Consider the following 24,182-nt stretch of genomic DNA (forward strand, 5'->3'; position numbering starts at 1 on the left):
CGGTCAGATCGGATGGTGCGCAGGCGAAAATCCGCGGGACCGTCATGGCCCCGCGGAGCCGGCTTCAGGCGCTCTTGCGCTGCGCCTCGGCGGCGGCCTCATGGGCGGCCTTCTCGGCGGCGGCCAGGATGGCGCGCATGTCGCGCAGCAGGGCCGCGCCCTTGAGCGTGCGCTGCACCAGGACCGAGCGGCGGTCCATCGGGTCCACCTTGCGGCGCGCGAGGTCGAGTTCGCCCAGCCGGTCCAGCGCGCGGGTGATCGCGGGCTTGGAGACGTTCAGCTCCGCCGCCAGGCCACGCACCGTGTGCGGGCCGTCATTCAGGTAGACGGTCAGGAAGACGCCGAGCTGGCGCGCGGAGAGGTCGGGCCCGTCGCGACGAACCAGGGAGACCACCGTCTCGCGCAGGATGCCGATAAGCTGGTCGGTGCTGGTATGGGCCGCCATGGAAACGCCTCCTGTGTTGTCACGCTTGCGACCGGCAGGCACCGCCTTGGTCTTCACCGCGGCCGGGGCCGCGGCGCGGCTCTTGGTTTCCGCCGCCTTCGTCTTCGTTGCGCGGCCGGATGGGGATTTCTGGGTCTTCATGATGCGCTTTTTCTGTCTGCGTGGCTGGCCCCGCCGAACAGCTTGGCCAGGGCCTGCGTGATTGCGCGTGCCGCCTGGACCTCACCGCCCTCCGGGCGCCCAGGCCGGGTCTGATCGTTCCAGGCGTAGATGTCGAGGTGGACCCACTTCATCCCTGCCGGGATGAAACGGTACAGAAACAACGCCGCCGTGATCGAACCCGCCATGGGCTTCGTTGCCACGTTGTTGAGGTCGGCAACGCTGCTGTCCAGCCAAGAAATATAATTCTTTTGTAATGGAAGGCGCCACATGGGATCGTGGGTTGTACTGCCGCTCTGCAACAAAATCTCGGCGGTTGCAGCGTCATCACAGAACAATGCCGGAAGATCGGGGCCGAGCGCGACACGCGCCGCGCCTGTCAGCGTGGCGCCGTCGAGGATGATCGCGGGTTGTTGCTCGGCCGCGAAGCACAACAGATCGGCCAGCACCAGGCGCCCTTCCGCATCGGTGTTGCCGATCTCCACGCTCAGTCCCTTGCGGGTGCGAATCACGTCGAGCGGGCGGAAGGAGGCGCCGGAGACGGCATTCTCCACCGCGCCGACCAGGAGCAGCAGGCGCACCGGCAGCCCGGCCGCCATGACCATCTCGGCGGTTGCCATCATCGCCGCCGCGCCGCCCATATCCTTCTTCATCCGCAACATCGCGCTGGAGGGCTTGAGGTCGAGTCCGCCCGTATCGAAGCACACGCCCTTGCCGCAGAGCGCCACCAGCGGCGCCTCGGGCCGGTCGAACCCCCAGCGGAGCACGGCCACGCGCGGCGCGCGGGCGGGGATCGCGCCCTGACCGACCGCGAGCACGGCGGGGAACCCCTCGGCCAGGGCCGCGCCCTCGATCACCTCGAAGCTGGCACCGTGCCGGGCGGCCAGCTCGCCCACCGCGGCGGCGAGTTCAGCCGGACCGAGATCATTGGCGGGCCGGTTGATCAGGTCGCGCCCGCGCCAGATGGCGGCGGCCTGGGCCGCAGCAGCCGCGTGCGACGGCGCCAGGAGCCGCGCGGGCAGGCGTCCGGCCTCCTGCTTGAAGCGGCGGAAGCGATAGGCGCCGAGGCACCAGCCCAGCGTCACGGCTTCTGCCGCCACCGGCCCTTCCACGCGCCAGACGGTGCCTTCCGGCAGGCCGAAGGCGCAGCCGCCGAAGGCGTAGGGCGAATCCGCCTCCGCCCCCAGGCCGAGCACCGCGCCCGAAATCCCCGACCCACCCGGCAGCAGGCGGATCTCCTGCGCCTTGGCCTTGAAGCCGCTGGCGCGCAGGAAGCCGGCCTCGAGCGGCGACAGCCCGGCCAGCAGCGCCTCGAGCCCCTCGGGCGTCACGGCATGCAACGGCAGGGCAGCAGCCGCTTCGGTAGACAGGCAATCGAGCATCGATACTCCTTGGCCAAGGCAGAGGCCGATAGTCTGCAACCGGAGGTAGCACAACCTGTCCGGCGCAGGAACGGAAACCGGGCGACAAAGGCTAGCGCCGGAAAGCGCCAGCACGATAGTCACAAGACCGACACGATCGACCGAGGCAAGAGGAATCGGCAATCGATCGAGATTCAACAGTCTTTCTTTCTGCCTCGGATCGCAAGCCCATCCACCCGGCTTTCGACACAATATCCGTGACGGATGACCCGGCCATGCCACTCCCAGTTGAATCGGCCGCGCACCACTCCTATCAGCGGTGTGGACCCGTTCTTCCTGCCGGAGAAAGCCCCCATGCCGCCACGCCGCCTCGGCGCCGGGCAATGACGCCCCGCCCCCCCGCTTCGCCGGGCCGGGTCCTGCTGTTCGGCGCCGGCGATCTGGGGCGCGAGTTGCTGCAACTCCTGCGCGACCAGGCCCGCGCCGGCCTGGCGGCCGAGCCGGCCGGCTTCCTCGTCGATCCCGAAAGCGCTGCACCGGCCACGTTGCAGGGCCTGCCGGTGCATCGCGATGCGCTGGCCGTGCTGCGCGCGGATCCGGGGCTGTCGGTCGTGATCGCGCTCGGCGATCCGGTGGCGCGGGCGCGCGTCGCGGCGCGGCTGGAGGCAGCACTCGGCCCGCGCTTCGCCACGCTGGTGCATCCGGGCGCCTGGCTGGGGGACAGCGTGGCGCTGGGGGCGGGCAGCGTGGTCATGGCCGGGGTCAGCATCACCGCCGACGCGGTGCTGGGCCGGCATGTGCTGCTCAACCCGGGCTGCCTGCTGGCGCATGATGCGGCGCTGGCGGATTTCGCCACCCTCGCCCCGGCGGTGGCGCTGGCGGGCGGGGTCTCGGTGGGCGAGGGGGCGAGCCTGGGCATCGGCGTGCGCGTGCTCCCGCGGCTGCGGATCGGTGCGGGTGCCGTGGTCGGCGCCGGCGCGGTGGTGACGCGCGACGTGCCGCCGGGCACGACCGTGGCCGGCGTGCCGGCGGTTCCCCTCCGCCCGCCGCTGGGGCAGGCTGGTGCGCCCCTGGAGACCCCGGCCATGACGACGCAATTCAGCAACCCGCCCGGCGTGCACACGCCCGGCTCGCGCTATTCCCACGCCGCCCTGGTGCAGGGCGCGCGCCGGCTGGTGGTGTCGGGCCAGATCGGCGTGCGCCCCGATGGCTCCATCGTGCCGGACGGGCCGGGCCAGATCGCACAGGCGCTGGCCAATCTCGGCGCCATCCTCGCCGCCCATGGCATGACGCCGGCGAACCTCATCAAGCTCAACGTCTTCCTCACCGAGCGCGACCTCATCCCGGCCTGGCGGGCGCAGCGCGAGGCGATGCTCGGCACCCACGCCCCCACCAGCACCCTGCTGCTGGTCGCCGGCCTCGCCGATCCGCGCTTCGTCTTCGAGGTCGAGGCCGAGGCGGTCGCGTGATGGGGGCGTGAGGGCCGGATGGACCACGAAGCCCCCCCACCCCACCCGGCCCGCCGCCTCGCCACCAGCGCCGCGCGGCTCTGGGCGCTCGGCCAGCGGCTGCTGTTCGGCCTGGTGCCGCTGCTGCTGGGCGGCGCCGCGCTCTATGTCGTGGTGACGGAGGCGGCGCGCGAGCCGATCGAGGTCACCTCGCTCAGCGTGCCGCCCGCCCTGGCCGAGCGCGGCCTGACGCCCGAGGTCGCGGCGCTGCGGCTGATGGATGCGATCGAGGCCACCGCGCGGGCCGTGCATGCCGAGACCCTGCACCGCCCGGCCGCCGAGCTGCAGGGCTCGCAGCCCGACGTCACCATCCCCGGCGCCGGCGTCTCGCTGCGCGCCCTGGCCGGGGTGCTGCGCGGGCTGCTCGGCTGGCCGGAGCGCCGGCTCTCGGGCGAGATCCTGGCGGATGGCGAGGTGCTGCGCCTGCGCCTGCGCCTTGCCGGGCATGGCGTGATCGCCGATGTGGCCGGCCCGGCGAGCGAAGGCGCGGATACGCTGCTGCTGGCCGCGGCGCCCGAGCTGTGGCGCGTCGTCGCCCCGCGCCTCTACGCCTGGCATGTGGCGGAGAGCGAGGCGCCGGAGGCCGAGATCCGCGACAAGCTGCTCGCCCTGCGCCGCCGCGCGCCCGATGCGGCGACGGAGGCGACGCTCACCTACCTGATCGGCCGTTCCCTGGTGCGCGCGGGCGATCCCGGCGCGGCGCTGGAGATGCTCGATGCGCTGGCCGCCGCCAACCCGGCCTATCCGGCGGCGCATTATGGCCGCGCCCTGGCGCTGCACGCGCTGGGCAACCCGGCCGAGGCGCTGGCGGCGCAGGCGCGCGGCTTGGCGCTCGACCCGCAGAGCCCCTGGGCGCATCTGGTCTCGGCGGCGCTGCTGCGCGAACTCGGGCGGCTCGACCCCGCCTTGGCCGCCGCGCGCCGCGCCCAGGACCTGGACGAGGATGACCGCCCCGGCCTGGTGGAAGAGGCGCAGGTGCTGCGCGCCATGGCCCGGCTGTCGGAGGCGGCGGAGGCGGCGCGGCGCGCCGTGGCGCTCGATGCCCGCTACGCGCCGGCCCATGCGGCGCTGGGCCAGGTGGCGCTGCGCCAGCGCGAGGAGTTGGCGGCGCTCGCGGCCTTCGAGGCGGCGCTCGCTTCCATGCCGAACCTCGCCGAGGCCCATGCCGGGCGGGCGGAGGCGCTGCTGGTGCTCGGCCGGCAGGAGGAGGCCGCCGCCGCGCTTGCACGCGCCGCGGCGCTGGGCGCGCCGGAGGCGACGCTCGCCCCACTGCGCGCCCGGCTCAACCCGTAATGATCACGCCTTCGGCAGCGCCACGCCGACCAGCGCGTCGCGGGTGACGATGGCGGCGAGGCGGGTGGCATCCCAGCCCTCGGTCCCGGCGGGGCGCTCGGGCAGGACCATCCAGCGGTAATCGGCGGTGGAATCGACCACGCGCAGCGCCATGCCCTCGGGCAGGTGGGTGCCCCATTCGGCCAGCACGGCGCGGGGTTCGCGCACCATGCGGGCGCGGTAGCTGGCGGATTTGAACCAGCCCGGCGGGTAGCCGAGCACGGCGCGCGGGTAGCAGGAGCAGAGCGTGCAGACCACCACGTGATGCACCTCCGGCGTATCCGCCAGCACGCCGAGCGGCGGCATGCCGGCCATGGACACACCCATTTCCTCGGCCGCCGCCGAGCCGTCGCGGATCATCAGGTCGCGATAGGCGGGGTCGGTCCAGGCGCGGGCGACCATGCGGGCGCCGATCTCGGGGCTGGCGCGGTTGGTGCGGGCGACCTGCTCGGCGATCTGCGCCTCGGTGACGACGCCCTTGGCGGTGAGGGCGGCGACGAAGCGCTCGAGCAGCGCGGCGTGTTCGGGGGTGGCGGCGCCGGCCATCAGGTGGTCTCCAGCCAGTGTTCGAAGAGTTCGACCACAACGGCGTCGCCGGCCGCGCCCTCCTGCCACAGCGCGGGCTGGTCGAAGCGCACATGATACAGGGTGCGCTTCGGCGCGGGGCGGGCGAAGGCGAGGTCCTCGGGGTTGGGGAAACGGCCCAGCGCGCGCTCCACCACACCCGCCCGGCCGCGCAGGTAATGCGGCGTGCGGATATGGCAGGGCCCGCGCGTCTCGGGGAAATCGGCCTTCACGCGCACGCGCTGGCCGGCGGTGAACTCGGTCATCGGGATTCTCCTTCGGCCAGCCTATCCGGCTGGGGGCGCACCAGCCAGAGGCAGGCCAGCGCCACCGCCGAGAGCACGCCCGCGCCCGCGAAGACCCAGAGCGCGGGCAGGGACTCCACCAGCGGCGCCGCCAGGGTGGGGGAGAGCGCCTGGGCGATCAGCGCCGGCTTGGCCATGCGGCCCATCAGCACCGCATAGCCCTGCGCGCCGAACAGCACGAGCGGCACGGCACCGCGGCTGATGGTGAGGATCCCGTTGCTCACGCCATAGGCCAGGGCGAAGCCCAGCGCGGCATCCGGGCCGAGCAGGACAAGGGCGGCCACGCCGCCGGGCAGCAGCACCGCCCCGGCGCGGGCGACCGTCAGCGGATGCGCCTTGGCGCCGAGGGTGAACTCCATCACCCGCCCGCCCACCTGCGCCGCCCCCACCAGCGCGCCCAGCCCCACCGCCGCCGCCACGGCCAGGCCGAGACCCTCCAGCAGCACCAGCAGATGCACGGCGAAGATGGCCGAGATGGCCGAGCGCAGGGTGAAGAAGGTGGCCACCAGCAGGAAGGCGCGGCGCGCCCAGGTCTCGCCTGGCGCGTCCCCGGCCAGCTTCGGCTTGGGCGGCGGCGCCGGCCCGGCCGCCGGTACGGCGAAGACATAGAGCGGCAGCACCACCAGCAGGTGGATCGCCGCGTAGAGCAGGCAGAGGTGGCGCCAGCCCAGGCCCGGCAGCAGCGCCGCACCCACGGGAAAACCGATGGTGCTGGCGAAGCCGGCAAAGAGCGTCACCACCGTGATCCAGCGCCGCGCCCCCTGGCCGTAGAGCCGCCCGAGCGTCGCGAAAGCGGCGTCATAGAGCCCCATCGCCATGCCCAGGCCGAGCACCAGCCAGCCCAGCCCCCAGCCCCAGAGCCCCGGCAAAAGCCCGAGCAAAGCGAGGCCGAGCGCGATCACCCCCGCCGAGACCGCCAGCACGCCGCGCCCGCCCCGCGCCTCGATGGCGCGGCCCACGGCCGGGGCGCAGAAGCCCGAGACGAGCAGCGCCACGGAAAACGCCGCCACCACCTGGAAGAGCGGCCGGCCGAGTTCCTCGGCCACCGGGGCGGCGATCACCGCGGGCAGGTAGTAGGTGCAGGCCCAGGCGATGGTCTGTGCCACCCCGAGCGCAATGGCCACCGGCATCATGCCGACGGTCGCCTGCGGCGGCTCATCGTCATGCTGCCTGTGCCCTCAGACGCCGGGCGGGCCGCAGGGCAACGCTTCTTTGGCTGGGTATCATCGCATGGTGAGCCTGCACCCAAAGGTGCGCCGCGTCACCCGCGCCGGAAGGGCCTCAGCATTGCGTCGCGCGCGAGGTTCATGCGCATCACCATGCGCCCCTCCATCGCCTCGAGCTTGCCGGTCGTCTCGGGCCAGCGGCCATTCGCCCAGGCCATGCCGCGATGCGCCCACATGTATTGGTGGCGCAGCACGAACAGCCCGAGCGCGAAGAAGATGAAGCCAGGCAGGATCGGCAGGATCGCGCCGATCATGCTGAAGCACATCAAGGCGAAACCCGCGAGCTTGCGCCGCAGGGAGGGGCGATATTCCATCATCCCGGCGCGAAGTGGGGGGCGCCGGGCGCGAGGTCAACTGACCTTCAGCCCCGCCGCCTCGATCGTCTGCGACCATTTCGTATTCTCGGCCCAGACGAAGGATTCGAACTCGGAAGGGGTCTGGAACTGCGCGATCACGCCCTGGCCTTCCAGCGCCGTCACCACGGCAGGCTGGGCCAGCGCCTGGCGCAGCGCGTCCGACATCTTCGCGAGCGCGGGCGCGGGCACGCCGGCGGGCGTGTTCAGCCCCCACCAGGGGGTGGCGGTGAAGCCGGGCAGCGCGGCCTCCCCGATCGTGGGCACCTCCGGCACCTGCCGGGCGCGCTGGGCGGTGGTGACGGCGAGCAGCTGGATGCGGCCCTGCCGCGCATTCTCAAGCACGGTGGAAAGTGCGTCGAAGAAATAGTCCACGCGCCCGCCGATCAGATCCACCATCGCCGGCGCGCTGCCGCGATAGGGCACATGCGTGGCCGTGATGCCGGCGGTGCGGTTGAACATCTCGGTGGCGAGATGGCTGGTCGCCCCCTGGCCGGAGGAGGCGAAGTTCAGCACGCCCGGCCGTGCCCGCGCATGGGCAATGAACTCGCTGATGGTGTTGGGCAGGCCGTTGCGCGTGACCAGCGCGAAGGGACCCACGCCGATCAGCCCGAGGAAGCCGAAATCGCGCTGCGGGTTGAAGGGCGTGTCGCGCTCCACCAGCGGGCGATAGAAGGTGCCTGCGCCCGAGATCAGCAGCGTGTAGCCATCGCCCGGGCTCTTCGCCACGTTGTCGGAGCCGATGCCGCCCCCCGCGCCGGGCCGGTGGTCGAGCACGATGGGCTGGCCGAGATGCGGCGTCATCGCATCGCCGACGATGCGCGCGACATTGCCCGTGGCCCCGCCCGGCGCCCAGGGCACGACCATGCGGATCGGCTTGGTCGGAAAGGCGCCCTGCGCGCGGGCTGCGGGGGCGAACAACCCGGAGGCGAGCAGCGGTGCGGCAAGCAGGTGGCGGCGTTGCATGGCGGTGTCTCCGGCGATCAGGCTGATATTGCGCCGCGAAAGAACGCTGCCGCGCAAGAGCTAATCCGGCCGCCACGCTCGATGATAAGGGTGGTTGGTGCGGATCGCCTGGGCGCGGAAAAGCTGTTCCGCCAGCATCCCGCGCACCAGGAAATGCGGCCAGGTCATGGGGCCGAGCGAGAGGCGATGATCGGCACGGGCGAGCACCGTGGGGTCGAGCCCCTCCGCGCCCCCGATCACGAAGGTGACCGGGCGCGCCGCTTCCTCCCACTTGCCGAGCAGGGCCGCGAAGGCCTCGCTGGAGGGCGCGGGCGCGCCGAGATCAAGGGCCACGGCCAGCGCGCCGGCCGGCAGGGCGGCGAGCAGCGCGGCCCCCTCCCGCCTGCGGATCTCGGCGGCATTGGCGCCCTGAGCCTCGGGCAGTTCGATCACCGCCGGCGCGGGGCGGAGCCGGGCGGCGTGCTGCTCGAACAGCGCGCGTTCCGGCCCGGCCTTGATGCGGCCGATGGCGAGGATGGTGAAGCCTCTACTCGTCGCGCCCTTGGCGCGGGCCGTCATTCATCGTCGTCCTCGATGCCGGCCTCGGGCACGGAGCCGTCATCGGGCAGCACATCGGCCTCGGTCGGCAGTTGCGGCGCGGGGCTGTCGGGGCCCCACATGCGCTCGAGCCCGTACATCGCCCGCGCCTCGGGCTTGAACAGATGCACGACGAGGTCGCCGGCATCGATCAGCACCCAATCGGGCGAGGCCTGGATGGCGTTGCGGTTGAGCTTGAGGCCTTCCTTCTCGAAAGCGTCCTCGAGATGGCTGGCCATGGCCTGGATCTGGCGATCGACGAGGCCGGTGGCGATGACGAGCCGGTCGGCATAGTCGGCGCGGCCGGTGACATCGAGGACGAGGATGTTCTCGGCCTTGTCCTCATCCAGTGAGCGGCGCGCAGCCTCCACCAGCCGGTCGAGCAGCGCGGGGGCCACCTTTTTCCGCGTTGCGCCGGCGGCGCGCTTCGGGCGCGGGGCGGCGGCTTTGGACTTCGCGGCCGGCTTCGCGGCGGCCTTCGGCGCCGCCTTCGGCTTGGCGGCAGGCTTCGCCGCAGCCTTGGGCTTGGTGGCGGGTTTCGCGTCAGCCTTGGGCGCCGCCTTCGGCTTGGCAGCGGGCTTCGCCGCGGCCTTGGGGGCGGCCTTGGGCTTGGCAGCGGGCTTCGCTTCGGCCTTGGGCGCGGCTTTCGGCTTGGCGGCGGGCTTCGCCGCAGCCTTGGGCGCGGCCTTCGGCTTGGCAGCGGGCTTCGCTTCGGCCTTGGGCGCGGCCTTCGCCTTGGTGGCGGGCTTGCGCTTCGGCGTCTCGGTCGTCCCCTCGGTGTCCTTCGGGGTCTTGGGCGTGCGGGCTATGGCCGCCTCCTGTCGTGAACTGGCTTGCCGGGCTGTAGCACAAGAATCGTGATCATGCCTGCATCGCCGCGCGGATCGCCGTGGCCGAGGCCGGGTGCTCGGCCGCCGGCACGAAGGCCCAGCCCGGCGGCCCGGCCTCGAGCAGCGCGGCGGGCCGGCGCCGGTGCCGCGCCAGGCGCTGCGCCGCCTGCCCGGCCAGGGCGCGGCGCGTCCAGCCTGGCCGCGGCAGCACCGCGATCCTCGTGCGCGCCGCCAGCCGCACCCATGCCTGCCAGCGCGGCAACTGACAAAGATTGTCGGCGCCGATGACGAAGACGAAGCGCGCGCGCGGAAAGCGCCGCCGCAGCGCCGCCAGCGTCGCGACCGAATAGCGCGTACCCAGCGCGGCCTCGATGTCGGTCGCGATCAGGCGCCGCCCATCCGCGATGCGCCGCGCCGAGGCCAGGCGCTGCGCGAGCGGCGCCATGCCGGCGCGCGGCTTCAGGGGATTGCCCGGCGACACCATCAGCCAGACCTCATGCAGCCGCAGCGCCCGGCGCACGCGCTCCGCCACATGGCGATGGCCGTCATGCGCCGGGTTGAAGCTGCCGCCGAGCAGGCCGATGCGCCGGCGCCGGCGATCGCCGCGCGGGTTGATGGTCACTTGATCCGGACTGTAACGGCTACTGGGCTGGCGGCCAGGCCGCTATAGGTCGCCGTGTAGGTCCGGCCCGCCTGCACCGGCAGCGCCGGCGAGAATCCGCCCAGCGAGACATGCTCGCCCGCCCGCAGCAGCCGCCCCTGGGCGCGCAGATCCGCCACCAGCCAGGCCAAGGCGTTCAGCGGATGGCCCAGCAGCGCGCTGCCCGGGGCGCGCGCCAATTCGCGTGTGTCGTCGCTCAGCGTCACGGTCATGGCGGCCAGCGCGGCGGCGAATTCGGGCGTGGCCTGGGCCGGGATCGGCTCGCCCAGCACGCCGAAGCGCGCGCCGACATTGATGGCGATCAGCAGGGCGCCCGACCACGGCACCTCGCCGCGGAACACCAGATCCGGCAGCTCGATGAAGGGGATCACGGCGTCGATGTGCCGCAGCAGCGCCACGGGATCGCTGCCGGCCTCGTTCACGCCCTCATCGCGGATGCGCACCAGCAGGTCGCTCTCCACCGCGGGGACATGGCCGAAATTGGCGGGGAATTCCGCGCCCGAGGCGGCGCGCAGCGTGCCGTGGAAGATCGCACCCGCCACGGGATGCGGCACGCCGAAGCGCGCCTGGGCGGCCGGGTTGGTCAGCCCCACCTTCCAGCCCACCTGGTCGCCCCAGGGCTGGGCGAGCACCGCCACCAGCCGGTCGCGCGCGCAGGTGGCGTCCGCGAGGCTCATCCGCGGGTCGGGCATCGGCGCCTCCCGCCGCTCGATGATCGCCGCGGCCAGGCGCGCCGTGGTCGGCACATCCGGGCAGGCGGCCAGCGCGGGCAGCGGCGCCAGGGCGAGGCAAAGGCCGAGCAGGGCCGATTCAAGCCGGGGCGTAGCCATCGACCATCACCATGTCGCTGTCGGTGCAGGCGAGGCGCAGCGCAAGCAGGGGCGCGTAGTCGGGATCGGCATAGAAGGACTCGGCCGCGGCGCGCGAGGGGAATTCCAGCACCACCACGCGGCTCCAGGGGCGCGTGCCCTCCATCTGCCGGGTCTCACCGCCGCGCACCAGGTAGCGCCCGCCATGCCGGGCGATCAGCGGCGGCACGGCCTGGCGATAGCCCTCGAAGGCCACCGGGTCCTTCACCGCGATGTTGACGACCAGATAGGTGGCCATGGCGCGCTCCTTCTCCCGCGGAAATGCTGCGCCGTGCGGGTTGCGCGGGTCAATGACAGCGTCAGGGCCGCACCTGCCCCGTGCCGATCACCTGGTAGCGATAGGTGCAGAGCTGCTCGAGGCCCACCGGCCCGCGCGCATGCAGCCGGCCCGTGGCGATGCCGATCTCCGCACCGAAGCCGAACTCGCCGCCGTCGCAGAACTGCGTCGAGGCGTTCCACAGCCCGACCGCCGAGCCGATGCCGTCCAGGAAGTGCTGCGCCACCGCCGCATCCGCGGTGACGATCGCCTCGGTGTGCTCCGAGCCGAAGCGCGCGATGTGGTCCAGCGCCATCGCCACGCCATCGACCACGCGGATCGAGAGCATGGGGGCGAGCCATTCCGTGCGGAAATCCTGCTCGGTCGCCGCGGGCAGGTCGGGCAGGATCGCGCGCGCCCGGTCATCGGCGCGAAACTCGCAGCCCAGCGCGGCGAGGTCGGCCACCAGCAGCGGCAGCAGGGCGGGCGCGATGCCGGCGTCGATCAGCAGCGTCTCGGTCGAGCCACACACGCCGGTGCGGCGCATCTTGGCATTGGCCAGGATGGCGCGCGCCATGTCGGGCTCGGCGGCTTCGTGGATGTAGGTGTGGCAGAGCCCCTCGGCATGGGCGAGCACGGGCACCCGCGCTTCCTCCTGCACCCTTGTGACCAGCCCCTTGCCGCCGCGCGGGATGATGAGGTCGATCAGCCCCGCGGCGCGCAGCATGGCGGCAACGAAGCCGCGATCGGCGGTGGGCGCGGTCTGCACCGCCGCCTCCGGCAGGCCGGCGGCGCGCAGTCCCTCCGCCATGCAGGCATGGATGGCGCTGGCGCTGTGCAGCGATTCCCGCCCGCCGCGCAGGATCACGGCGCTGCCGGCCTTGAGGCAGAGGGCGGCGGCATCGGCGCCGACATTGGGCCGGCTCTCATAGATCATGCCGATCACGCCGAGCGGCTGGGCGACGCGCTTGATGCGCAAGCCATTGGGCCGGGTCCATTCGGCCAGCACGCGGCCGACCGGGTCGGGCAGGGCGATGATCTCCTCGATCCCGCGCGCCATCGCCTCGACCCGCGCGGGGTTCAGCGTGAGGCGGTCGCGGAAGGCGGGGGTGAGGTCGGGGGCGGCGGCGAGATCCGCGGCATTGGCGGCGAGCACGCTCTCCGCCCGGGCGCGCAGCGCGGCGGCGGCCTCCCGCAAGGCTGCGTCCTTCTGCGGCCCTGGGGCGACGGCCAGCACCTTGGCGGCCTGGCGCGCGGCCAGGGCAGCGACTTCCAGCATCCGGGCGGCTTCGTCGGTGAGGGCGGTCATCCGGGGTCTCCTTCGCCCGCAGAGGTAGCGCGCAGGGCGCCCCCTGCAAAGGCTGACGCTTGACCCTGGCGGGGCGGCATCCGCATATGGCGGTCATGTCCCGTGGTGCGGCCTTTCTGCGAATTCGTCGCCCGGTCCTCGCCTGAGGGCCGGGCCCACCCCCACGCCGCCCCTGCCGCACCTGCCGAGAGTTCCCCGATGACCGACGCCCCATCTGGCGACACAACCGCCACCCGCGACTACCGCGGCACCGTCTTCCTGCCCAAGACCGACTTCCCGATGCGCGGCGATCTGCCGAAGCGCGAGCCCGGCTGGCTCGAGCGCTGGGAGAGGATGGGCCTGTGGGACCGCCTGCGCAGCGAAGCCAAGGGCCGCCCGCCCTTCGTGCTGCATGACGGCCCTCCTTACGCGAACGGCCCGCTGCATATCGGCCACGCGCTGAACAAGATCCTGAAGGACGTGATCAACCGCGCCGCCCAGATGGACGGGCGCGACGCCAACTACGTCCCCGGCTGGGACTGCCACGGCCTGCCGATCGAGTGGAAGGTCGAGGAGGAATATCGCGCGCGGAAGAAGAACAAGGACGAGGTGCCGGTCCTCGACTTCCGCGCCGAATGCCGCGCCTATGCCGCGAAGTGGCTCGACGTGCAGCGCGAGGAGTTCAAGCGCCTGGGCGTGGCCGGCGACTGGGCCAACCGCTACGCCACGATGGACTTCGCCAGCGAGGCGGTGATCGCCGATGAGATCGGCAAATTCCTGATGAATGGCGCGCTCTATCGCGGCCTGCGCCCGGTGATGTGGAGCCCGGTGGAAAAGACCGCCCTCGCCGAGGCCGAGATCGAGTATCACGACCACGTCTCGCCCACCCTCTGGGCGCGGTTCCGCCTGCACAAGGCGGGGCACGCGGATCTGGTCGGCGCCAGCGTGGTGATCTGGACCACCACGCCCTGGACCATCCCCGGCAACCGCGCGGTGGCCTATGGGCCGGAGATCGACTACGCGCTGGTGCATGTCGAAGGCGTGGCCGAGGGCAGCCACCTCGTGCCCGGCGAATTCCTGCTCGTCGCCCTCGCGCTGCTGCCGCAGTTCGAGAAGGATGCGGGCCTGGGCGCGCACAGCCTCAAGCGCGTGTTGAAGGGCGCGGAGCTGGCCGGGGCGCTGGCCGCGCATCCGCTGCGCGGTGCGGGCTATGAGTTCGACGTGCCGCTGCTGCCCGGCGATTTCGTTACCACCGAGGCCGGCACCGGCTTCGTGCACATCGCGCCCGGCCATGGCGAGGACGATTTCAACCTCGGCCGCGCGCATGGCCTGCCGATCCCCGAGACGGTGAACGACGACGGCACCTTCACGCATTTCGCGCCGGGCTTCGAAGGCCTGCATGTGTTCAAGGCGCATGACGCGGTCTACGCCGCCTGCGAGGAAGCCGGCACGCTGGTGGCGAAGTCGAAGCTCACGCACAGCTATCCGCATAGCTGGCGCTCCAAGAAGCCCGTGATCTTCCGTGCCACGCCGCAATGGTTCATCGCCATGGATGGCGAAGGGCGCATCCGCGAGAAGGCGTTGCAGGCGATCGCCGAGACCCATTTCGTCCCCGACATGGGCCGCAACCGCATCGGCAGCATGATCGCCGCGCGTCCCGACTGGTGCATCAGCCGCCAGCGCGCCTGGGGCGTGCCGATCCCGGTCTTCGTCTCGAAGCAATCGAACGAGCCGCTGCGCGACCCGGCGGTGATGGCACGCATCGTCGAGGCCTTCCGCGTCGAGGGCGCGGATGCCTGGTACAAGCCCGGCGCCGCTGCGCGCTTCCTCGGCGCCGATCGCCGCGCCGAGGATTACGAGCAGGTGATGGACATCGTCGATGTCTGGTTCGAGAGCGGGAGCACCCACGCCTTCGTGCTCACGCCCGAGCGCGGCCTGGGCTACCCTGCGGATCTCTATCTGGAAGGCTCGGACCAGCATCGCGGCTGGTTCCATTCCTCGCTGCTGGAGAGCATCGGCTCGCGCGGCGTCGCGCCCTTCAAGGCGATCCTGACGCATGGCTTCGTGCTCGACGAGCAGGGGCGGAAGATGTCGAAGTCGCTCGGCAACGTCACCGCGCCGCAGGATGTGGTGAAGGATTTCGGCGCCGACATCCTGCGCCTGTGGGTGATGAACACCGACGTCACCGAGGACCAGCGGATCGGCAAGAAGATCCTCGACCAGCAGGCGGAACTCTATCGCCGCATCCGCAACACGCTGCGCTGGCTGCTCGGCAATCTCGACGGGTTTTCGGACGCCGAGAAGGTGGATCACGCCGATCTGCCGGAACTCGAGCGCTGGGTGCTGCATCGCCTGTCGGAACTCGATGCGCGGCTGCGGCGCGCGGTGGCGGATCATGACTGGTCGGGCGTCTATCCCGAGATCCACGCCTTCTGCGCCACCGACCTCTCGGCCTTCTATTTCGACGTGCGCAAGGATTCGCTCTACTGCGACGCGCCGGACAGCCTGCGCCGCCGAGCCGCGCGCACGGTGATCGATGCGCTGCATCGCTGCCTCACCACCTGGCTCGCCCCCGTGCTGGTCTCGACCGCCGAGGAAGCCTGGCTGGCGCGCTTCCCCGACGATCAGGGCAGCGTGCATCTGCAGCTCTGGCCCGCGATCCCGGCGGCGTGGCACGACGCGGCGCTGGGCGAGAAGCTCGCAAGAATTCGCGAAATCCGCGGCAGCGTGACCACGGAGCTTGAGGCGCTGCGCACCGCCAAGGTCATCGGCGCCTCGCTGCAGGCCGCCGTGACGCTGGAGGAGCAGGCCGCCGCGCTGCTCACCGCCGCGCAATGGGAGGAGGTGCTGATCGTCTCCCATGTCGGCTTCGGCGCCGCCACCGCGGTCGCCAAGGCCGAGGGCCACAAATGCGACCGCTGCTGGAAGGTGCTGCCGGAGGTGGGCCAGTCCGCCGCCCATCCGACGCTGTGCGGCCGCTGTGAAGCGGTCGTCGCCGCCTGATGCTGCGCCGCGGCCTGATCCTCGCTGCGCTGGTGCTGGCCGCCGACCAGGCCTCGAAGCACTACATGCTCTTCGTGCTCGGCCTGCCGAGCGTGGGGCATATCCCGCTGCTGGCCCTCGGGCCCTTCGGCTTCGACCTGACGATGGTGTGGAATCGCGGCGTCACCTTCGGCCTGCTGGCGGGCGACAGCCCCTGGTCGCAGGCGCTGCTGGGGGGCATCGCGCTCGTCATCGCGGCCATCCTGCTGCGCTGGATGGCCCGGGCCGAGAACCGGCTGACGGCGCTGGCGCTGGGCGGCGTGGTGGGGGGCGCCATCGGCAATGTGATCGACCGCGCCCGCTTCGGCGCCGTGGCCGATTTCTTCGACGCCCACGCCTTCGGCTGGCACTGGTACGTGTTCAACGTGGCGGACGCCGCCATCGTGGTGGGCGTCCTCGCCCTGGTGGGCGATGCCTTGTTCCGGCCATCGCCCAGGGCTAAGGAAAGTGCCCCATGACCCAGCACCGCGCCCCCCTTCTGATCCTGCCGTTGCTGCTGGCCCTGGCCGGCTGCGGCGAGAACACCTCCCGCACCCTCGGCTTCACCCGGGATGCGCCGGACGAATTCCAGGTGACCACCCGCGCGCCGCTCTCCGTGCCGCCGCGGCTGGGCGAATTGCCCACCCCCACCCCGGGCGCGGCCCGGCCGCAGGATGTGGCGCGTGGTGGGGCCGCGATCATCGGCGGCGGCGCCGGCCCCACTGCCGCCGCGCCCTCGGGCGCCGAGCGCGCGCTGCTCGCCCAGGTCGGCCAGCCGGCCGATGACGGCATCCGCCGCCGGGTTGATGAGGAAAGCCTGCGCCTGGATCGCCCCGATGCCGGGGTGGTGGACCGCCTGATGTTCTGGCGCGCGCCGCCCCAGCCCGGCATCACCGTGGACCCGCAGCGCGAGGCGCAGCGCCTGCGCGAGAACGCTGCCCTGGGCCGCGAACAGACGGATGGCGAGACGCCGATCATCCAGCCGCGCCGCCCGGGCTTCCTGGAGCCGATCTTCGGGCGCTGAACCGGGGGGCGCGGCTGCGCCCCGCCGCCCTCAGCTATCCAGCCGGATGCCCAGGTCGCGGATCAGCGGCCGCCAGAGCGCGTTCTCGGCCGCGACGAAGGCCGCGAATTGCGCGGGCGTCCAGGGCTGGTACTCGATGCCGAGATCGCGCAGCCGCCCGGCCAGCACGTCCGACTGCATCGCGCGCACCATCTCCTCCGCCAGGCGGGCGATGACCGGCGCCGGGGTGCCGGTGGGCACGCTCATGCCCTGCCAGCCATAGGCCACGGCGTCATGGCCCAGTTCGCGCAGCGTCGGCACGGCGGGAAACAGCGCGCTCCGCGCCTCGCTCAGCACGCAGAGCGCGCGCACGCGGCCATCGCGGATGAAGGGCGTGCCGGTGGCGGTGTCGATCATCACCGCGTCCACATTGCCCGCCAGCAGATCCTGCATCGCCGCCGGCCCGCCGCGATAGGGCACATGCTCAGCCACCAGGCCGGAGCGGCGCTTCACCAGCTCCATCGCCAGATGGTGCGGTGAGGCGACGGCGGGCGAGCCATAGGTGATGGCCCGCGCGCGGGAGCCCGCGACCAGCCCGGCGAAATCGCTCGCCGTGCTGTTGGGCCGCACGACGATGTAGAGCGGAAAGCGGCCGATGAAGCCCACGCCCGTCAGGTCGCGGTCCGGGTCATAGGGCAGCCGGGCATAGAGGGCCGGGTTGTAGACCAGGATGCCGTTGTCCACGTGCAGCCAGGTATAGCCATCGGCGGGGCTGCGGGCCGCGGCCTCGCTGGCCAGCACGGCGCCGCCGCCGGGGCGGTTCTCCACCACCACGTTCTGGCCGAGCCGCGGGCCCATCTGCGCGGCGATCAGCCGGGCGAAGATGTCGGAGGGTCCGCCGGGCGGGTAGCCCACGAACCAGCGCAGCGGCCGGTCGGGCCAGGCCGCCTGGGCCATCGCTTGGCCGCCGCCGAGCGCAATCGCGCCCATCCCCGCCATCACACCGCGCCGTCCGACCATGCCCAATCCTCCACAGCCGCCCCATTGTGCGATGCCGAGGCGCCGGTGCAACCGTTCTGTGCGGCAGGACGGGCGGCTCTGCGCGAAAAACAGGGCGGGGCAATGATTTCGTCTTGATCCTGCCACAGACGGGCGCGATTCTCAGCCCCCATGCGCCCCTTGATCGGCATCTCCTGCTGCGTGAAGGCCTTCGGCCTCTTTGCCACGCCCAACCATGCGGCCTCCGACAGCTATGTGCGGGTCTCCCTCGGCCCGATCGGCGGCATCCCGGTGCTGCTGCCCGCCGCTGGTGAGGCGCTGGTGCCGGAGATCCTGCCCCGGCTGGATGGGCTGATGCTCACCGGCAGCCGCTCCAACGTGCACCCCACCTATTATGAAGGTCCGCCCCATGCGGAGGGCACGCCCGAGGACCCGCAGCGCGACGCCACGACGCTGCCGCTGATCCGTGCGGCCATCGCCGCCGGCCTGCCGGTGCTGGCGATCTGCCGCGGCTTCCAGGAGCTGAACGTGGCGCTGGGCGGCTCGCTCGACCAGCGCATCCAGGACCTGCCCGGGCGGCTGGATCACTCAACGCCGTCGGACCAGAAGCTGCCCGGCGTGCGGGTGGGCAAGGCCCATGCGGTGCGGCTCGCCCCCGAGGCGCAGCTCGCCCGGGTCTGGGCGGCGGCCGGCGCGCCCTTCCGGGCGGAGGCGGTGCCGGTGAACTCGCTGCACAACCAGGGCATCGCGCGGCTCGCGCCCCGGCTGATCGCCGAGGCCTGGGCGCCGGACGGCACGATCGAGGCCGTGCGCGTGGCCGAATCGCCGGGCTTCGCGATGGGGGTGCAGTGGCACCCGGAATATGACTGGGAGAAGGATGCGCGCAGCCGCGCCATCTTCGAGGCCTTCGGCCGCGCCTGCGCGGCCTGGGCGGCAGGCGAGCGGCCGCTGCGGGTGGCGGCCTGAGGGGGACTTTGGCCCCCTCCCTTGCGGCGTTGAACTGAATCGAAGTCCAGGAGGCTAAGCCTCCTGGCGGGGGAGGTCTGGAGGGGGCAGCGCCCCCTCCAGCGCGCTCACATCCGCCACCGCCGATGCTGCCAAAGCCACTGCCCCGGATATTCCCGGATCCAGCCGGCGACGATGTCGTTCATCAGCTGGGTCGCGGCCTCGACATCCACCTGCCCGCGCGCGTCGCGCGGCAGGGTGATGGTCTCGGTCAGTTCCAGCCGGAAGCGCCCGCCCGGCAGGCGGATGGCGCGCGCGCCATGCACGGGGCAGTCGAAGCGCCGCGCGAGCCGCGCGAGCAGCGGGTTGGCGGTGGCAATGCGGCCGAGGAACCGCACCTTCGGTCCGCGCCCGAAACGCTGGTCGATGAGCATGCCGAGATGCAGCCCCTCATCGAGCGCCTCCATCATGCGCACCGGCGCGGCATGGCCGGCGGCGATCAGGCGGCCCATCACCGGCTCACGCATCGCCAGGATGTCGCGCGCGATGGCGCGGTTGTTGGGCGTGCGGTAGAGCGCGGCCGAGGGCAGGTCGTTGAAGCGCGCGGCGACGGCGGGCAGTTCCCAGTTCGCCAGATGCGCGGCGAAGAAGATGGCCGGCTTGCCGTCCTCGCGCAGCTGCACGAAGCGCTCGGCGGTGCCGGGGGAGAGCTCGATGCGGCCCGCGCCGGGGCGATCATGGTCGTAGTCCCAGATCTCGGCCAGGTGGACGTATTCGCTGGTGGTGCGGCCGAGGTTCTCCCAGCTCTCGCGCAGGATGGCGGCGCGTTCGGCGGCGGATTTCTCGGGGAAGGCCGCGTCGATATTCTCCCGCGCCACGCGATGCGCCGAGGTCAGCGGGCCGATGTTGCGCGCGAGGAAGGCGCCGATCCGGCCCGCGCGCTCGATGCCCAGCGCGCGGATCACCGCGAAGACCGCCCGCACCAGCGCCGCCAGCACTTCTTCGCCGATGCGGAGCAACCGCGCCTTCATCACGCCCCCCCTGGGGCCGCAATCGCGGCCCCGCGCGCAGGGCGACCGCTTCGCCGGCGCCCCAGCGCGTCGGCGCGTAAGCCAAGCGGCCGGAGGCCGCGCCCGTCACGCCGGAGGCGTGCCTTCGGCACGACGTCTGAGGGCATCAAAGAGTAACGATGATCTTCCCGAAGACACGGCGCGATTCCAGCCGCTCCAGGCCTTCGGTGAAACGCTCCAGCGGCACGACGGTATCCAGCACCGGGCGGATGCCCTGCGCCATCTTGCCCAGCCCCTCGGCGACGTTGCGCATCGCGCAGCCGAAGCTGCCGATGATGCGCAGCTGGCGCTGGAACAGCATCATCAGGTTGGTCTCGGCCGAGACGCCGGAGGTGCTGCCGCAGGTCACCAGCCGCCCGCCATTGCGCAGCGAGAGCAGCGAGCCCGCCCAGGTGGTGGCCCCCACATGCTCGAACACCACATCGACGCCGCGCTTGTTGGTCACGCGCCGCGCGACGGTGGAGAAGTTCTTCTCGGTGTAGTTCACGACATGGTCGGCGCCCAGCGCCAGCGCCTTGGCGCATTTCTCGTCATCGCCGGCGGTGGCGATCACGGTGCAGCCGATCGCCTTGGCGATGCGGATGGCGGCCGAGCCGATGCCCGAACCCGCCGCCTGGATCAGCACCGTCTCACTGGGCTTGAGCTGCGCATTGTCGAAGAGCATGTGCTCGACCGTGCCGAAGGTGACGGTGGCACAGGCCGCGTCCTCGAAGCTCACGCCCTCCGGCACCTTGACCAGCAGCCGCGCGGGCACGTTGGCGAGTTCGCGCGCGAAGCCATCGACATGGAAGCCGGCAACACCCGAGACGTTCTCGCAATGATTGTCGCGCCCTTCCAGGCAGGCGGGGCAGACGCCGCAGGTGCGCGCGCCATAGGGCACCACGCGCTGGCCGGGCGCGAAGCCGGCGACACCTTCGCCCACCGAAACGACCTCGCCCGCCGCTTCCGCACCGACGGCGAGCGGCAGGGCGCGCTGCGCGAAGGCCATGCCGCGCCAGCCCCAGACATCGATATGGTTGAGCGAGATGGCGCGGATGCGGATCTGCACCTCGCCCGCGCCCGGCGGCGGCGGGGGCGCCACCTCTTCAAGGCGAAGATCCTTGTCGCCGTGCAAACGAAGGGCTCTCACGACGGTTCTCCACTCAGCACCAGGCACACATTCTGCCCACCGAAGCCGAAGCTGTTCGACAGCACATGCGTGACCTTCGCGGCCCGCGCGACATTGGGCACGACGTCGAGCCCGATCGCCGGGTCGGGTTCCGCATGGTTGATCGTCGGCGGCAGCATCTGGTCGCGCAGCGTCAGCAGGCTGAACGCCGCCTCGATCGCGCCCGAGGCCGAGAGCGTGTGGCCGATCATCGATTTGTTGGAGGAGATCGGCGGCACGTTGTCACCGAAGACGGCACGCAGGCCGAGCGTCTCCATCTTGTCGTTCTCGGGCGTGCTCGTGCCATGCGCGTTGACATAGGAGATGTCGGCCGGTGTGAGCCCCGCATCGGCGATGGCGTTGCGCATCGCCTGGATGATCGCCCCGCCATCGGGGTTGGAGCGCGTGCGGTGGAAGCTGTCCGACTTCTCGCCGCAGCCACGCACGCGCCCGAGCACCACCGCCCCGCGCGCGCGGGCATGGGCCAGACTCTCCAGCACCAGGCAGGCCGCGCCCTCGCTCATCACGAAGCCGTCGCGGGTCTTCTCGAAGGGGCGGGCGGCGCGGGTCGGGTCCTCGTTGCGCGTGGAGAGCGCCGAGAGCAGGGAGAAGCGGATCAGCGATTCCGGCTGCACCGTGCCGTCCGCGCCGATGGCGAGCGCGGCCTCGGCCTCCCCGCGCTGGATCGCCTCGACACCCAGCTGGATGGCCGAGGCGCCGGTGGCGCAGGCGGTGGTGATCGCCACGGGCGCGCCGCGCGTGCCGAATTGCCGGGCGAGCCGTTCCCCCACGCCCGCGAAGCAGGCGGTGGCGTAGAGCGACTCCTGCCCCGCCGCGGCCTCGGTCAGGGCCGGGTAGCTGGGCGTGCCGGCCGCGCGGGCGGCGAGGGCGAAGCGGTGTGGCCACTCCACCTCCACCGGCGGCATGCCGAGCAGCAGCGGGCCGGGGAAGCCGCCGGCGCCGCCGAGGCCGGCCTGGGCCAGCGCCTCCTCTCCCGCCAGGGCGGCGAGGCGGCCCACGCGCTCGGAGGAGGTGAGGGTCGGCCCCGTCGCTTCCTCCGGCAGGTCCACCGTGCCGGCGATGGTGGTGCGCAGATGCTCGGTGGGGAAGCGCGTGATCCGCCGGATGCCGGAGGTGCCGGCCAGCAGCGCCGCCCAGTTCGGCCCCGCGCCGAAGCCCAGCGGCGTGACCAGCCCGATGCCGGTGACGACGACGATGGGCCGCCCGGCATGGTCGAGGAAGGCGTGATCGAGGTCGCTCATGCCTGCTCCTCCGCCTTGATGCGGCCCAGCAGGGCGAGCGATTCGCCCCGCCAGGCGCCGAAGCCGGTGACCAGGATGTGCTCGGGCGCGCCATCGAAGGGCGCTTCGGTGGCGTCGAGCGGCGCGGGCAGCGTGCCATCGGCCAGCGCCAGCGCGGCCATGGCGAGGCTGGCGGGGAAGGCGGCCTCCACCCCCCAGCCGAAGCGGCTGCCGGCGGCGCGCAGCAGGGTGGGCCGGCCCAGACCGGCCAGGAACTCGGCCTCGGCCGCGGTCGGCCCGGCCACGCCGGTCGCGCCCGAGACGACGCAGAGCGGCCCCGCCGGCAGGGAAAGCCGGGAGGCGGCACGCCGGGCGGCGGCGAGGGAGGTGTCCGCGCCGCTGCGCCCCGCCTGCTCGCTCGCCATGCCGAGGATGCGGGCCAGGCCGCGCACGCCCCGCGCGCGCGCCTGCTCGGCCGATTCCAGCACCAGGAAGGCGGCCAGCGTGCCCGGGATCGCCCCGGGGGCGGCGCCACGGTCGAAGACGGGCGCGAAGCCGGGCGCGCCGCGCAGCAGCCCGCCGGCATGGTAGAGCACCATCAGGTCCCAGCGCGCCGCGCTGAAGGCGCCACCAACGAGCGCGGCGGGCGCGCGCCCCTCGGCGATGCGCGCGGCGGCGATGCGCACCGCATCCGCGCCGGCCTGCTCCTCGCCCATGAAGGTGCGCGAGGCGCCGGTCACGCCATGCACGATCGAGATGTTGCCCGCCAGCAGGTTGGAGAGCTGCGCGAGGAACAGGGTGGGGCGCAGGCCATTGGCCAGCATCTCGTTCAGCCGCACCCCGGCCTCGGCCGGCGGCAGGGGGGCCAGCGCGGCCAGCACCGCCTCATCCAGCGCGAGGTCGCGCTCCCCCCCGCCGGCGGCCACGATCAGGTCCATCCCCGGTGCGAGGGCGCGCGCCCCGGCATCGTCCAGCGCGAGGCCGGCGGCATAGGTGCCCAGCCGCTGCCAGGGCTCCATCTGCCGCTGGTCGCCCTTCTTGGGGATCTGGCGGTCGAGTTCCAGCGCCGGCGCGGGGTGCAGCGCCAGGGGCGCGTAGGTCGCCGTATCGAGCGGCGGGGCCGTGCCCGCAGCGAAGGCGGCGCGGTGCGCGGCCCGGCCCTCACCCAGCGTCGAGACCAGGCCAAGCCCGGTGATCCAGACCTCCTGCGTCATCAGCTGTGTCCGGGCAGGCCGATGCGCCGGGCGGTGGCGAGCATCGCCTCGCGCAGCTCGGGGGCCGGGAAATCCATGATGCGGTAGGTGATCTCGGCATCGGCGATGCGCTTGCCGCCGGCCAGGATGCGCGCCTGCGCCACCGCGAAGCCCGAGCCGTCATGCGTGCGGCGCGCCTCCACCGTCAGCGCCGTGCCGGGGCCGACGAAGCCACGGAACTTCGCTTCCTTCACCATGGAGAGGAAGGGCATGCGGCGCATCTGCTCCAGCGAGAGGATCAGCCAGCCGCCGGCCTGGGCCATGGTTTCCACCAGCAGCACGCCGGGGACGATCGGGTAGCCGGGGAAATGCCCCTCGAAGACCGGGCTGGCCTCGGGCACCGTGCTTTCCACGACGATGGACTCCGCATCGAGGCTGACGATGCGATCGGCCATCTGGAAGTATTCAAGACGCATGGCGGGGCGATTCCGGCGGCCGGGCCCTCAGCCCTTCGCGGCCTTGGCGGCGACCAGTTCCTCGATGCGGAGCGCGAGGTTGCCCATCACGAAGTACTTGTCGGCCGGCGCCGTGCCGGCATTGACCTCCTGCGTCCAGGCCTCGACCGGGACCTTGATGCCGAAGGCCTTGTCGATGGCGAAGACGATGTCGAGGAAGTCCAGGCTGTCGATGCCGAGATCGTTGATCACATGCGCTTCGGGCGTGATGGAGTCACGCGCCACTTCGCTGTTTTCCGCGATGATGTCGGCGATGCGGTCGAAGACCGGGGAGGTCATGTGGCGGACTCCGGGCGGGCCGAGGGGCGAGGCAGGGGGCAGGCGGCCCCCGGGCGGCCCCCGGGCGGGA

At 72.4% G+C, this 24,182-nt stretch carries 27 protein-coding genes; 7 read left to right on the forward strand and 20 right to left on the reverse strand.

From position 1 onward, the window contains the following. Positions 1–64 precede the first annotated feature (64 nt). Positions 65–445, reverse strand: coding sequence for a MarR family transcriptional regulator (locus AC2D9U_RS06640; protein ID WP_484747518.1), 381 nt, complete (start codon positions 443–445; stop codon positions 65–67). 137 nt (positions 446–582) lie between these two features. Beyond that, positions 583–2,163 (reverse strand): leucyl aminopeptidase family protein, encoded by a 1,581-nt coding sequence (locus AC2D9U_RS06645; protein WP_484747519.1) that lies wholly within the window; start codon positions 2,161–2,163, stop codon positions 583–585. A 185-nt stretch (positions 2,164–2,348) separates the two neighbouring features. On the opposite strand from AC2D9U_RS06645, the gene AC2D9U_RS06650 reads away from it, so the two are divergent. Together AC2D9U_RS06650 and AC2D9U_RS06655 are read left to right on the forward strand one after the other, a co-directional pair. Further along, positions 2,349–3,434 carry a NeuD/PglB/VioB family sugar acetyltransferase gene (locus AC2D9U_RS06650; protein ID WP_484747520.1) on the forward strand — a complete coding sequence of 362 codons (1,086 nt, stop codon included), beginning with the start codon at positions 2,349–2,351 and terminating at the stop codon, positions 3,432–3,434. Positions 3,435–3,452: 18 nt separating this feature from the next. Further along, entirely contained in the window at positions 3,453–4,766 is a 1,314-nt protein-coding gene (locus AC2D9U_RS06655) for a tetratricopeptide repeat protein (protein WP_484747522.1), read from the forward strand. Positions 4,767–4,769: 3 nt separating this feature from the next. Here AC2D9U_RS06655 and AC2D9U_RS06660 read toward each other — a convergent pair whose 3' ends face one another. From AC2D9U_RS06660 to rsfS, 7 genes are all read right to left on the reverse strand, one after another. After that, a complete protein-coding gene (locus AC2D9U_RS06660; RefSeq protein WP_484747524.1) occupies positions 4,770–5,351 on the reverse strand; it encodes a nitrile hydratase subunit alpha in 582 nt (193 codons plus the stop codon). Beyond that, complete coding sequence (locus AC2D9U_RS06665; protein WP_484747526.1) at positions 5,351–5,635, reverse strand: SH3-like domain-containing protein; 285 nt, start codon at positions 5,633–5,635, stop codon at positions 5,351–5,353. The genes AC2D9U_RS06660 and AC2D9U_RS06665 overlap by 1 nt, the downstream gene beginning before the upstream one ends. Then, positions 5,632–6,804 carry an MFS transporter gene (locus AC2D9U_RS06670; protein WP_484747528.1) on the reverse strand — a complete coding sequence of 391 codons (1,173 nt, stop codon included), beginning with the start codon at positions 6,802–6,804 and terminating at the stop codon, positions 5,632–5,634. The genes AC2D9U_RS06665 and AC2D9U_RS06670 overlap by 4 nt, the downstream gene beginning before the upstream one ends. A gap of 131 nt (positions 6,805–6,935) precedes the next feature. Then, positions 6,936–7,214, reverse strand: a complete 279-nt coding sequence (locus tag AC2D9U_RS06675) for a hypothetical protein (protein ID WP_484747529.1) — start codon at positions 7,212–7,214, stop codon at positions 6,936–6,938. A 36-nt stretch (positions 7,215–7,250) separates the two neighbouring features. After that, entirely contained in the window at positions 7,251–8,219 is a 969-nt protein-coding gene (locus tag AC2D9U_RS06680) for a Bug family tripartite tricarboxylate transporter substrate binding protein (RefSeq protein WP_484747531.1), read from the reverse strand. A gap of 60 nt (positions 8,220–8,279) precedes the next feature. Continuing rightward, positions 8,280–8,777, reverse strand: coding sequence for a 23S rRNA (pseudouridine(1915)-N(3))-methyltransferase RlmH (locus AC2D9U_RS06685; RefSeq protein ID WP_484747533.1), 498 nt, complete (start codon positions 8,775–8,777; stop codon positions 8,280–8,282). After that, entirely contained in the window at positions 8,774–9,193 is a 420-nt protein-coding gene (gene rsfS / locus AC2D9U_RS06690) for a ribosome silencing factor (protein ID WP_484747535.1), read from the reverse strand. The genes AC2D9U_RS06685 and rsfS overlap by 4 nt, the downstream gene beginning before the upstream one ends. Positions 9,194–9,242: 49 nt before the next feature. On the opposite strand from rsfS, the gene AC2D9U_RS06695 reads away from it, so the two are divergent. Further along, positions 9,243–9,656 carry a hypothetical protein gene (locus AC2D9U_RS06695; protein ID WP_484747537.1) on the forward strand — a complete coding sequence of 138 codons (414 nt, stop codon included), beginning with the start codon at positions 9,243–9,245 and terminating at the stop codon, positions 9,654–9,656. Here AC2D9U_RS06695 and AC2D9U_RS06700 read toward each other — a convergent pair whose 3' ends face one another. The 4 genes from AC2D9U_RS06700 to AC2D9U_RS06715 all read right to left on the reverse strand — a co-directional run bounded on the left by AC2D9U_RS06700 (position 9,657) and on the right by AC2D9U_RS06715 (position 12,720). Then, positions 9,657–10,247 carry a nicotinate-nucleotide adenylyltransferase gene (locus AC2D9U_RS06700; protein WP_484747539.1) on the reverse strand — a complete coding sequence of 197 codons (591 nt, stop codon included), beginning with the start codon at positions 10,245–10,247 and terminating at the stop codon, positions 9,657–9,659. Continuing rightward, complete coding sequence (locus AC2D9U_RS06705) at positions 10,244–11,116, reverse strand: 2-keto-4-pentenoate hydratase (RefSeq protein WP_484747541.1); 873 nt, start codon at positions 11,114–11,116, stop codon at positions 10,244–10,246. The genes AC2D9U_RS06700 and AC2D9U_RS06705 overlap by 4 nt, the downstream gene beginning before the upstream one ends. Next, positions 11,097–11,393, reverse strand: a complete 297-nt coding sequence (locus AC2D9U_RS06710; protein ID WP_484747543.1) for a DUF1330 domain-containing protein — start codon at positions 11,391–11,393, stop codon at positions 11,097–11,099. Before AC2D9U_RS06710 ends, AC2D9U_RS06705 begins: the two co-directional genes overlap by 20 nt. 61 nt (positions 11,394–11,454) lie before the next feature. Continuing rightward, positions 11,455–12,720, reverse strand: a complete 1,266-nt coding sequence (locus AC2D9U_RS06715; protein ID WP_484747544.1) for a glutamate-5-semialdehyde dehydrogenase — start codon at positions 12,718–12,720, stop codon at positions 11,455–11,457. 198 nt (positions 12,721–12,918) lie between these two features. On the opposite strand from AC2D9U_RS06715, the gene ileS reads away from it, so the two are divergent. The 3 genes from ileS to AC2D9U_RS06730 are packed head-to-tail and all read left to right on the forward strand — an operon-like array spanning position 12,919 to position 16,744. Then, positions 12,919–15,702: an isoleucine--tRNA ligase gene (gene ileS, locus AC2D9U_RS06720; RefSeq protein WP_484747546.1), complete on the forward strand. Its 2,784-nt coding sequence runs from the start codon at positions 12,919–12,921 to the stop codon at positions 15,700–15,702. Then, entirely contained in the window at positions 15,702–16,199 is a 498-nt protein-coding gene (lspA, locus tag AC2D9U_RS06725) for a signal peptidase II (RefSeq protein WP_484747547.1), read from the forward strand. Before ileS ends, lspA begins: the two co-directional genes overlap by 1 nt. After that, on the forward strand, positions 16,196–16,744 hold the full coding sequence (locus AC2D9U_RS06730) for a DUF3035 domain-containing protein (protein WP_484747549.1): 549 nt from the start codon (positions 16,196–16,198) through the stop codon (positions 16,742–16,744). Before lspA ends, AC2D9U_RS06730 begins: the two co-directional genes overlap by 4 nt. Positions 16,745–16,774: 30 nt before the next feature. Here AC2D9U_RS06730 and AC2D9U_RS06735 read toward each other — a convergent pair whose 3' ends face one another. After that, a complete protein-coding gene (locus AC2D9U_RS06735; protein WP_484747550.1) occupies positions 16,775–17,743 on the reverse strand; it encodes a Bug family tripartite tricarboxylate transporter substrate binding protein in 969 nt (322 codons plus the stop codon). 150 nt (positions 17,744–17,893) lie between these two features. Here AC2D9U_RS06735 and AC2D9U_RS06740 point away from each other — a divergent pair, with 150 nt between their 5' ends. Beyond that, positions 17,894–18,688 carry a gamma-glutamyl-gamma-aminobutyrate hydrolase family protein gene (locus AC2D9U_RS06740; protein ID WP_484747552.1) on the forward strand — a complete coding sequence of 265 codons (795 nt, stop codon included), beginning with the start codon at positions 17,894–17,896 and terminating at the stop codon, positions 18,686–18,688. A gap of 107 nt (positions 18,689–18,795) precedes the next feature. Here the strand turns inward: AC2D9U_RS06740 and AC2D9U_RS06745 are convergent, their stop codons facing one another. From AC2D9U_RS06745 to AC2D9U_RS06770, 6 genes are all read right to left on the reverse strand, one after another. Then, complete coding sequence (locus AC2D9U_RS06745) at positions 18,796–19,698, reverse strand: lipid A biosynthesis lauroyl acyltransferase (protein ID WP_484747554.1); 903 nt, start codon at positions 19,696–19,698, stop codon at positions 18,796–18,798. A 145-nt stretch (positions 19,699–19,843) separates the two neighbouring features. Continuing rightward, positions 19,844–20,866 carry a zinc-binding dehydrogenase gene (locus tag AC2D9U_RS06750; protein WP_484747556.1) on the reverse strand — a complete coding sequence of 341 codons (1,023 nt, stop codon included), beginning with the start codon at positions 20,864–20,866 and terminating at the stop codon, positions 19,844–19,846. Then, positions 20,863–22,146 (reverse strand): beta-ketoacyl-ACP synthase, encoded by a 1,284-nt coding sequence (locus AC2D9U_RS06755; RefSeq protein WP_484747557.1) that lies wholly within the window; start codon positions 22,144–22,146, stop codon positions 20,863–20,865. The genes AC2D9U_RS06750 and AC2D9U_RS06755 overlap by 4 nt, the downstream gene beginning before the upstream one ends. Continuing rightward, positions 22,143–23,339 carry a beta-ketoacyl-ACP synthase gene (locus AC2D9U_RS06760; protein ID WP_484747559.1) on the reverse strand — a complete coding sequence of 399 codons (1,197 nt, stop codon included), beginning with the start codon at positions 23,337–23,339 and terminating at the stop codon, positions 22,143–22,145. The genes AC2D9U_RS06755 and AC2D9U_RS06760 overlap by 4 nt, the downstream gene beginning before the upstream one ends. Further along, a complete protein-coding gene (locus tag AC2D9U_RS06765) occupies positions 23,339–23,794 on the reverse strand; it encodes a 3-hydroxyacyl-ACP dehydratase FabZ family protein (RefSeq protein WP_484747562.1) in 456 nt (151 codons plus the stop codon). Before AC2D9U_RS06765 ends, AC2D9U_RS06760 begins: the two co-directional genes overlap by 1 nt. A gap of 27 nt (positions 23,795–23,821) precedes the next feature. Continuing rightward, positions 23,822–24,112 (reverse strand): acyl carrier protein, encoded by a 291-nt coding sequence (locus AC2D9U_RS06770; RefSeq protein ID WP_484747563.1) that lies wholly within the window; start codon positions 24,110–24,112, stop codon positions 23,822–23,824. Positions 24,113–24,182: the final 70 nt, after the last annotated feature.

Source organism: Roseomonas sp. TF40, assembly GCF_057219975.1.

Excerpts from the sequence above, each read along its gene's own strand:
- AC2D9U_RS06680 (WP_484747531.1), bottom strand. The coding sequence starts at position 8,219 with ATGCAACGCCGCCACCTGCTTGCCGCACCGCTGCTCGCCTCCGGGTTG.
- AC2D9U_RS06715 (WP_484747544.1), bottom strand. The coding sequence starts at position 12,720 with ATGACCGCCCTCACCGACGAAGCCGCCCGGATGCTGGAAGTCGCTGCC.
- AC2D9U_RS06650 (WP_484747520.1), top strand. The coding sequence starts at position 2,349 with ATGACGCCCCGCCCCCCCGCTTCGCCGGGCCGGGTCCTGCTGTTCGGC.
- AC2D9U_RS06760 (WP_484747559.1), bottom strand. The coding sequence starts at position 23,339 with ATGACGCAGGAGGTCTGGATCACCGGGCTTGGCCTGGTCTCGACGCTG.
- AC2D9U_RS06710 (WP_484747543.1), bottom strand. The coding sequence starts at position 11,393 with ATGGCCACCTATCTGGTCGTCAACATCGCGGTGAAGGACCCGGTGGCC.
- lspA (WP_484747547.1), top strand. The coding sequence starts at position 15,702 with ATGCTGCGCCGCGGCCTGATCCTCGCTGCGCTGGTGCTGGCCGCCGAC.
- AC2D9U_RS06745 (WP_484747554.1), bottom strand. The coding sequence starts at position 19,698 with ATGAAGGCGCGGTTGCTCCGCATCGGCGAAGAAGTGCTGGCGGCGCTG.
- AC2D9U_RS06660 (WP_484747524.1), bottom strand. The coding sequence starts at position 5,351 with ATGGCCGGCGCCGCCACCCCCGAACACGCCGCGCTGCTCGAGCGCTTC.
- AC2D9U_RS06675 (WP_484747529.1), bottom strand. The coding sequence starts at position 7,214 with ATGGAATATCGCCCCTCCCTGCGGCGCAAGCTCGCGGGTTTCGCCTTG.
- AC2D9U_RS06740 (WP_484747552.1), top strand. The coding sequence starts at position 17,894 with ATGCGCCCCTTGATCGGCATCTCCTGCTGCGTGAAGGCCTTCGGCCTC.
- AC2D9U_RS06705 (WP_484747541.1), bottom strand. The coding sequence starts at position 11,116 with ATGGCTACGCCCCGGCTTGAATCGGCCCTGCTCGGCCTTTGCCTCGCC.
- AC2D9U_RS06755 (WP_484747557.1), bottom strand. The coding sequence starts at position 22,146 with ATGAGCGACCTCGATCACGCCTTCCTCGACCATGCCGGGCGGCCCATC.
- ileS (WP_484747546.1), top strand. The coding sequence starts at position 12,919 with ATGACCGACGCCCCATCTGGCGACACAACCGCCACCCGCGACTACCGC.
- AC2D9U_RS06670 (WP_484747528.1), bottom strand. The coding sequence starts at position 6,804 with ATGCCGGTGGCCATTGCGCTCGGGGTGGCACAGACCATCGCCTGGGCC.
- AC2D9U_RS06640 (WP_484747518.1), bottom strand. The coding sequence starts at position 445 with ATGGCGGCCCATACCAGCACCGACCAGCTTATCGGCATCCTGCGCGAG.
- AC2D9U_RS06685 (WP_484747533.1), bottom strand. The coding sequence starts at position 8,777 with ATGACGGCCCGCGCCAAGGGCGCGACGAGTAGAGGCTTCACCATCCTC.
- AC2D9U_RS06735 (WP_484747550.1), bottom strand. The coding sequence starts at position 17,743 with ATGGTCGGACGGCGCGGTGTGATGGCGGGGATGGGCGCGATTGCGCTC.
- AC2D9U_RS06655 (WP_484747522.1), top strand. The coding sequence starts at position 3,453 with ATGGACCACGAAGCCCCCCCACCCCACCCGGCCCGCCGCCTCGCCACC.
- AC2D9U_RS06665 (WP_484747526.1), bottom strand. The coding sequence starts at position 5,635 with ATGACCGAGTTCACCGCCGGCCAGCGCGTGCGCGTGAAGGCCGATTTC.
- AC2D9U_RS06765 (WP_484747562.1), bottom strand. The coding sequence starts at position 23,794 with ATGCGTCTTGAATACTTCCAGATGGCCGATCGCATCGTCAGCCTCGAT.
- AC2D9U_RS06730 (WP_484747549.1), top strand. The coding sequence starts at position 16,196 with ATGACCCAGCACCGCGCCCCCCTTCTGATCCTGCCGTTGCTGCTGGCC.
- AC2D9U_RS06770 (WP_484747563.1), bottom strand. The coding sequence starts at position 24,112 with ATGACCTCCCCGGTCTTCGACCGCATCGCCGACATCATCGCGGAAAAC.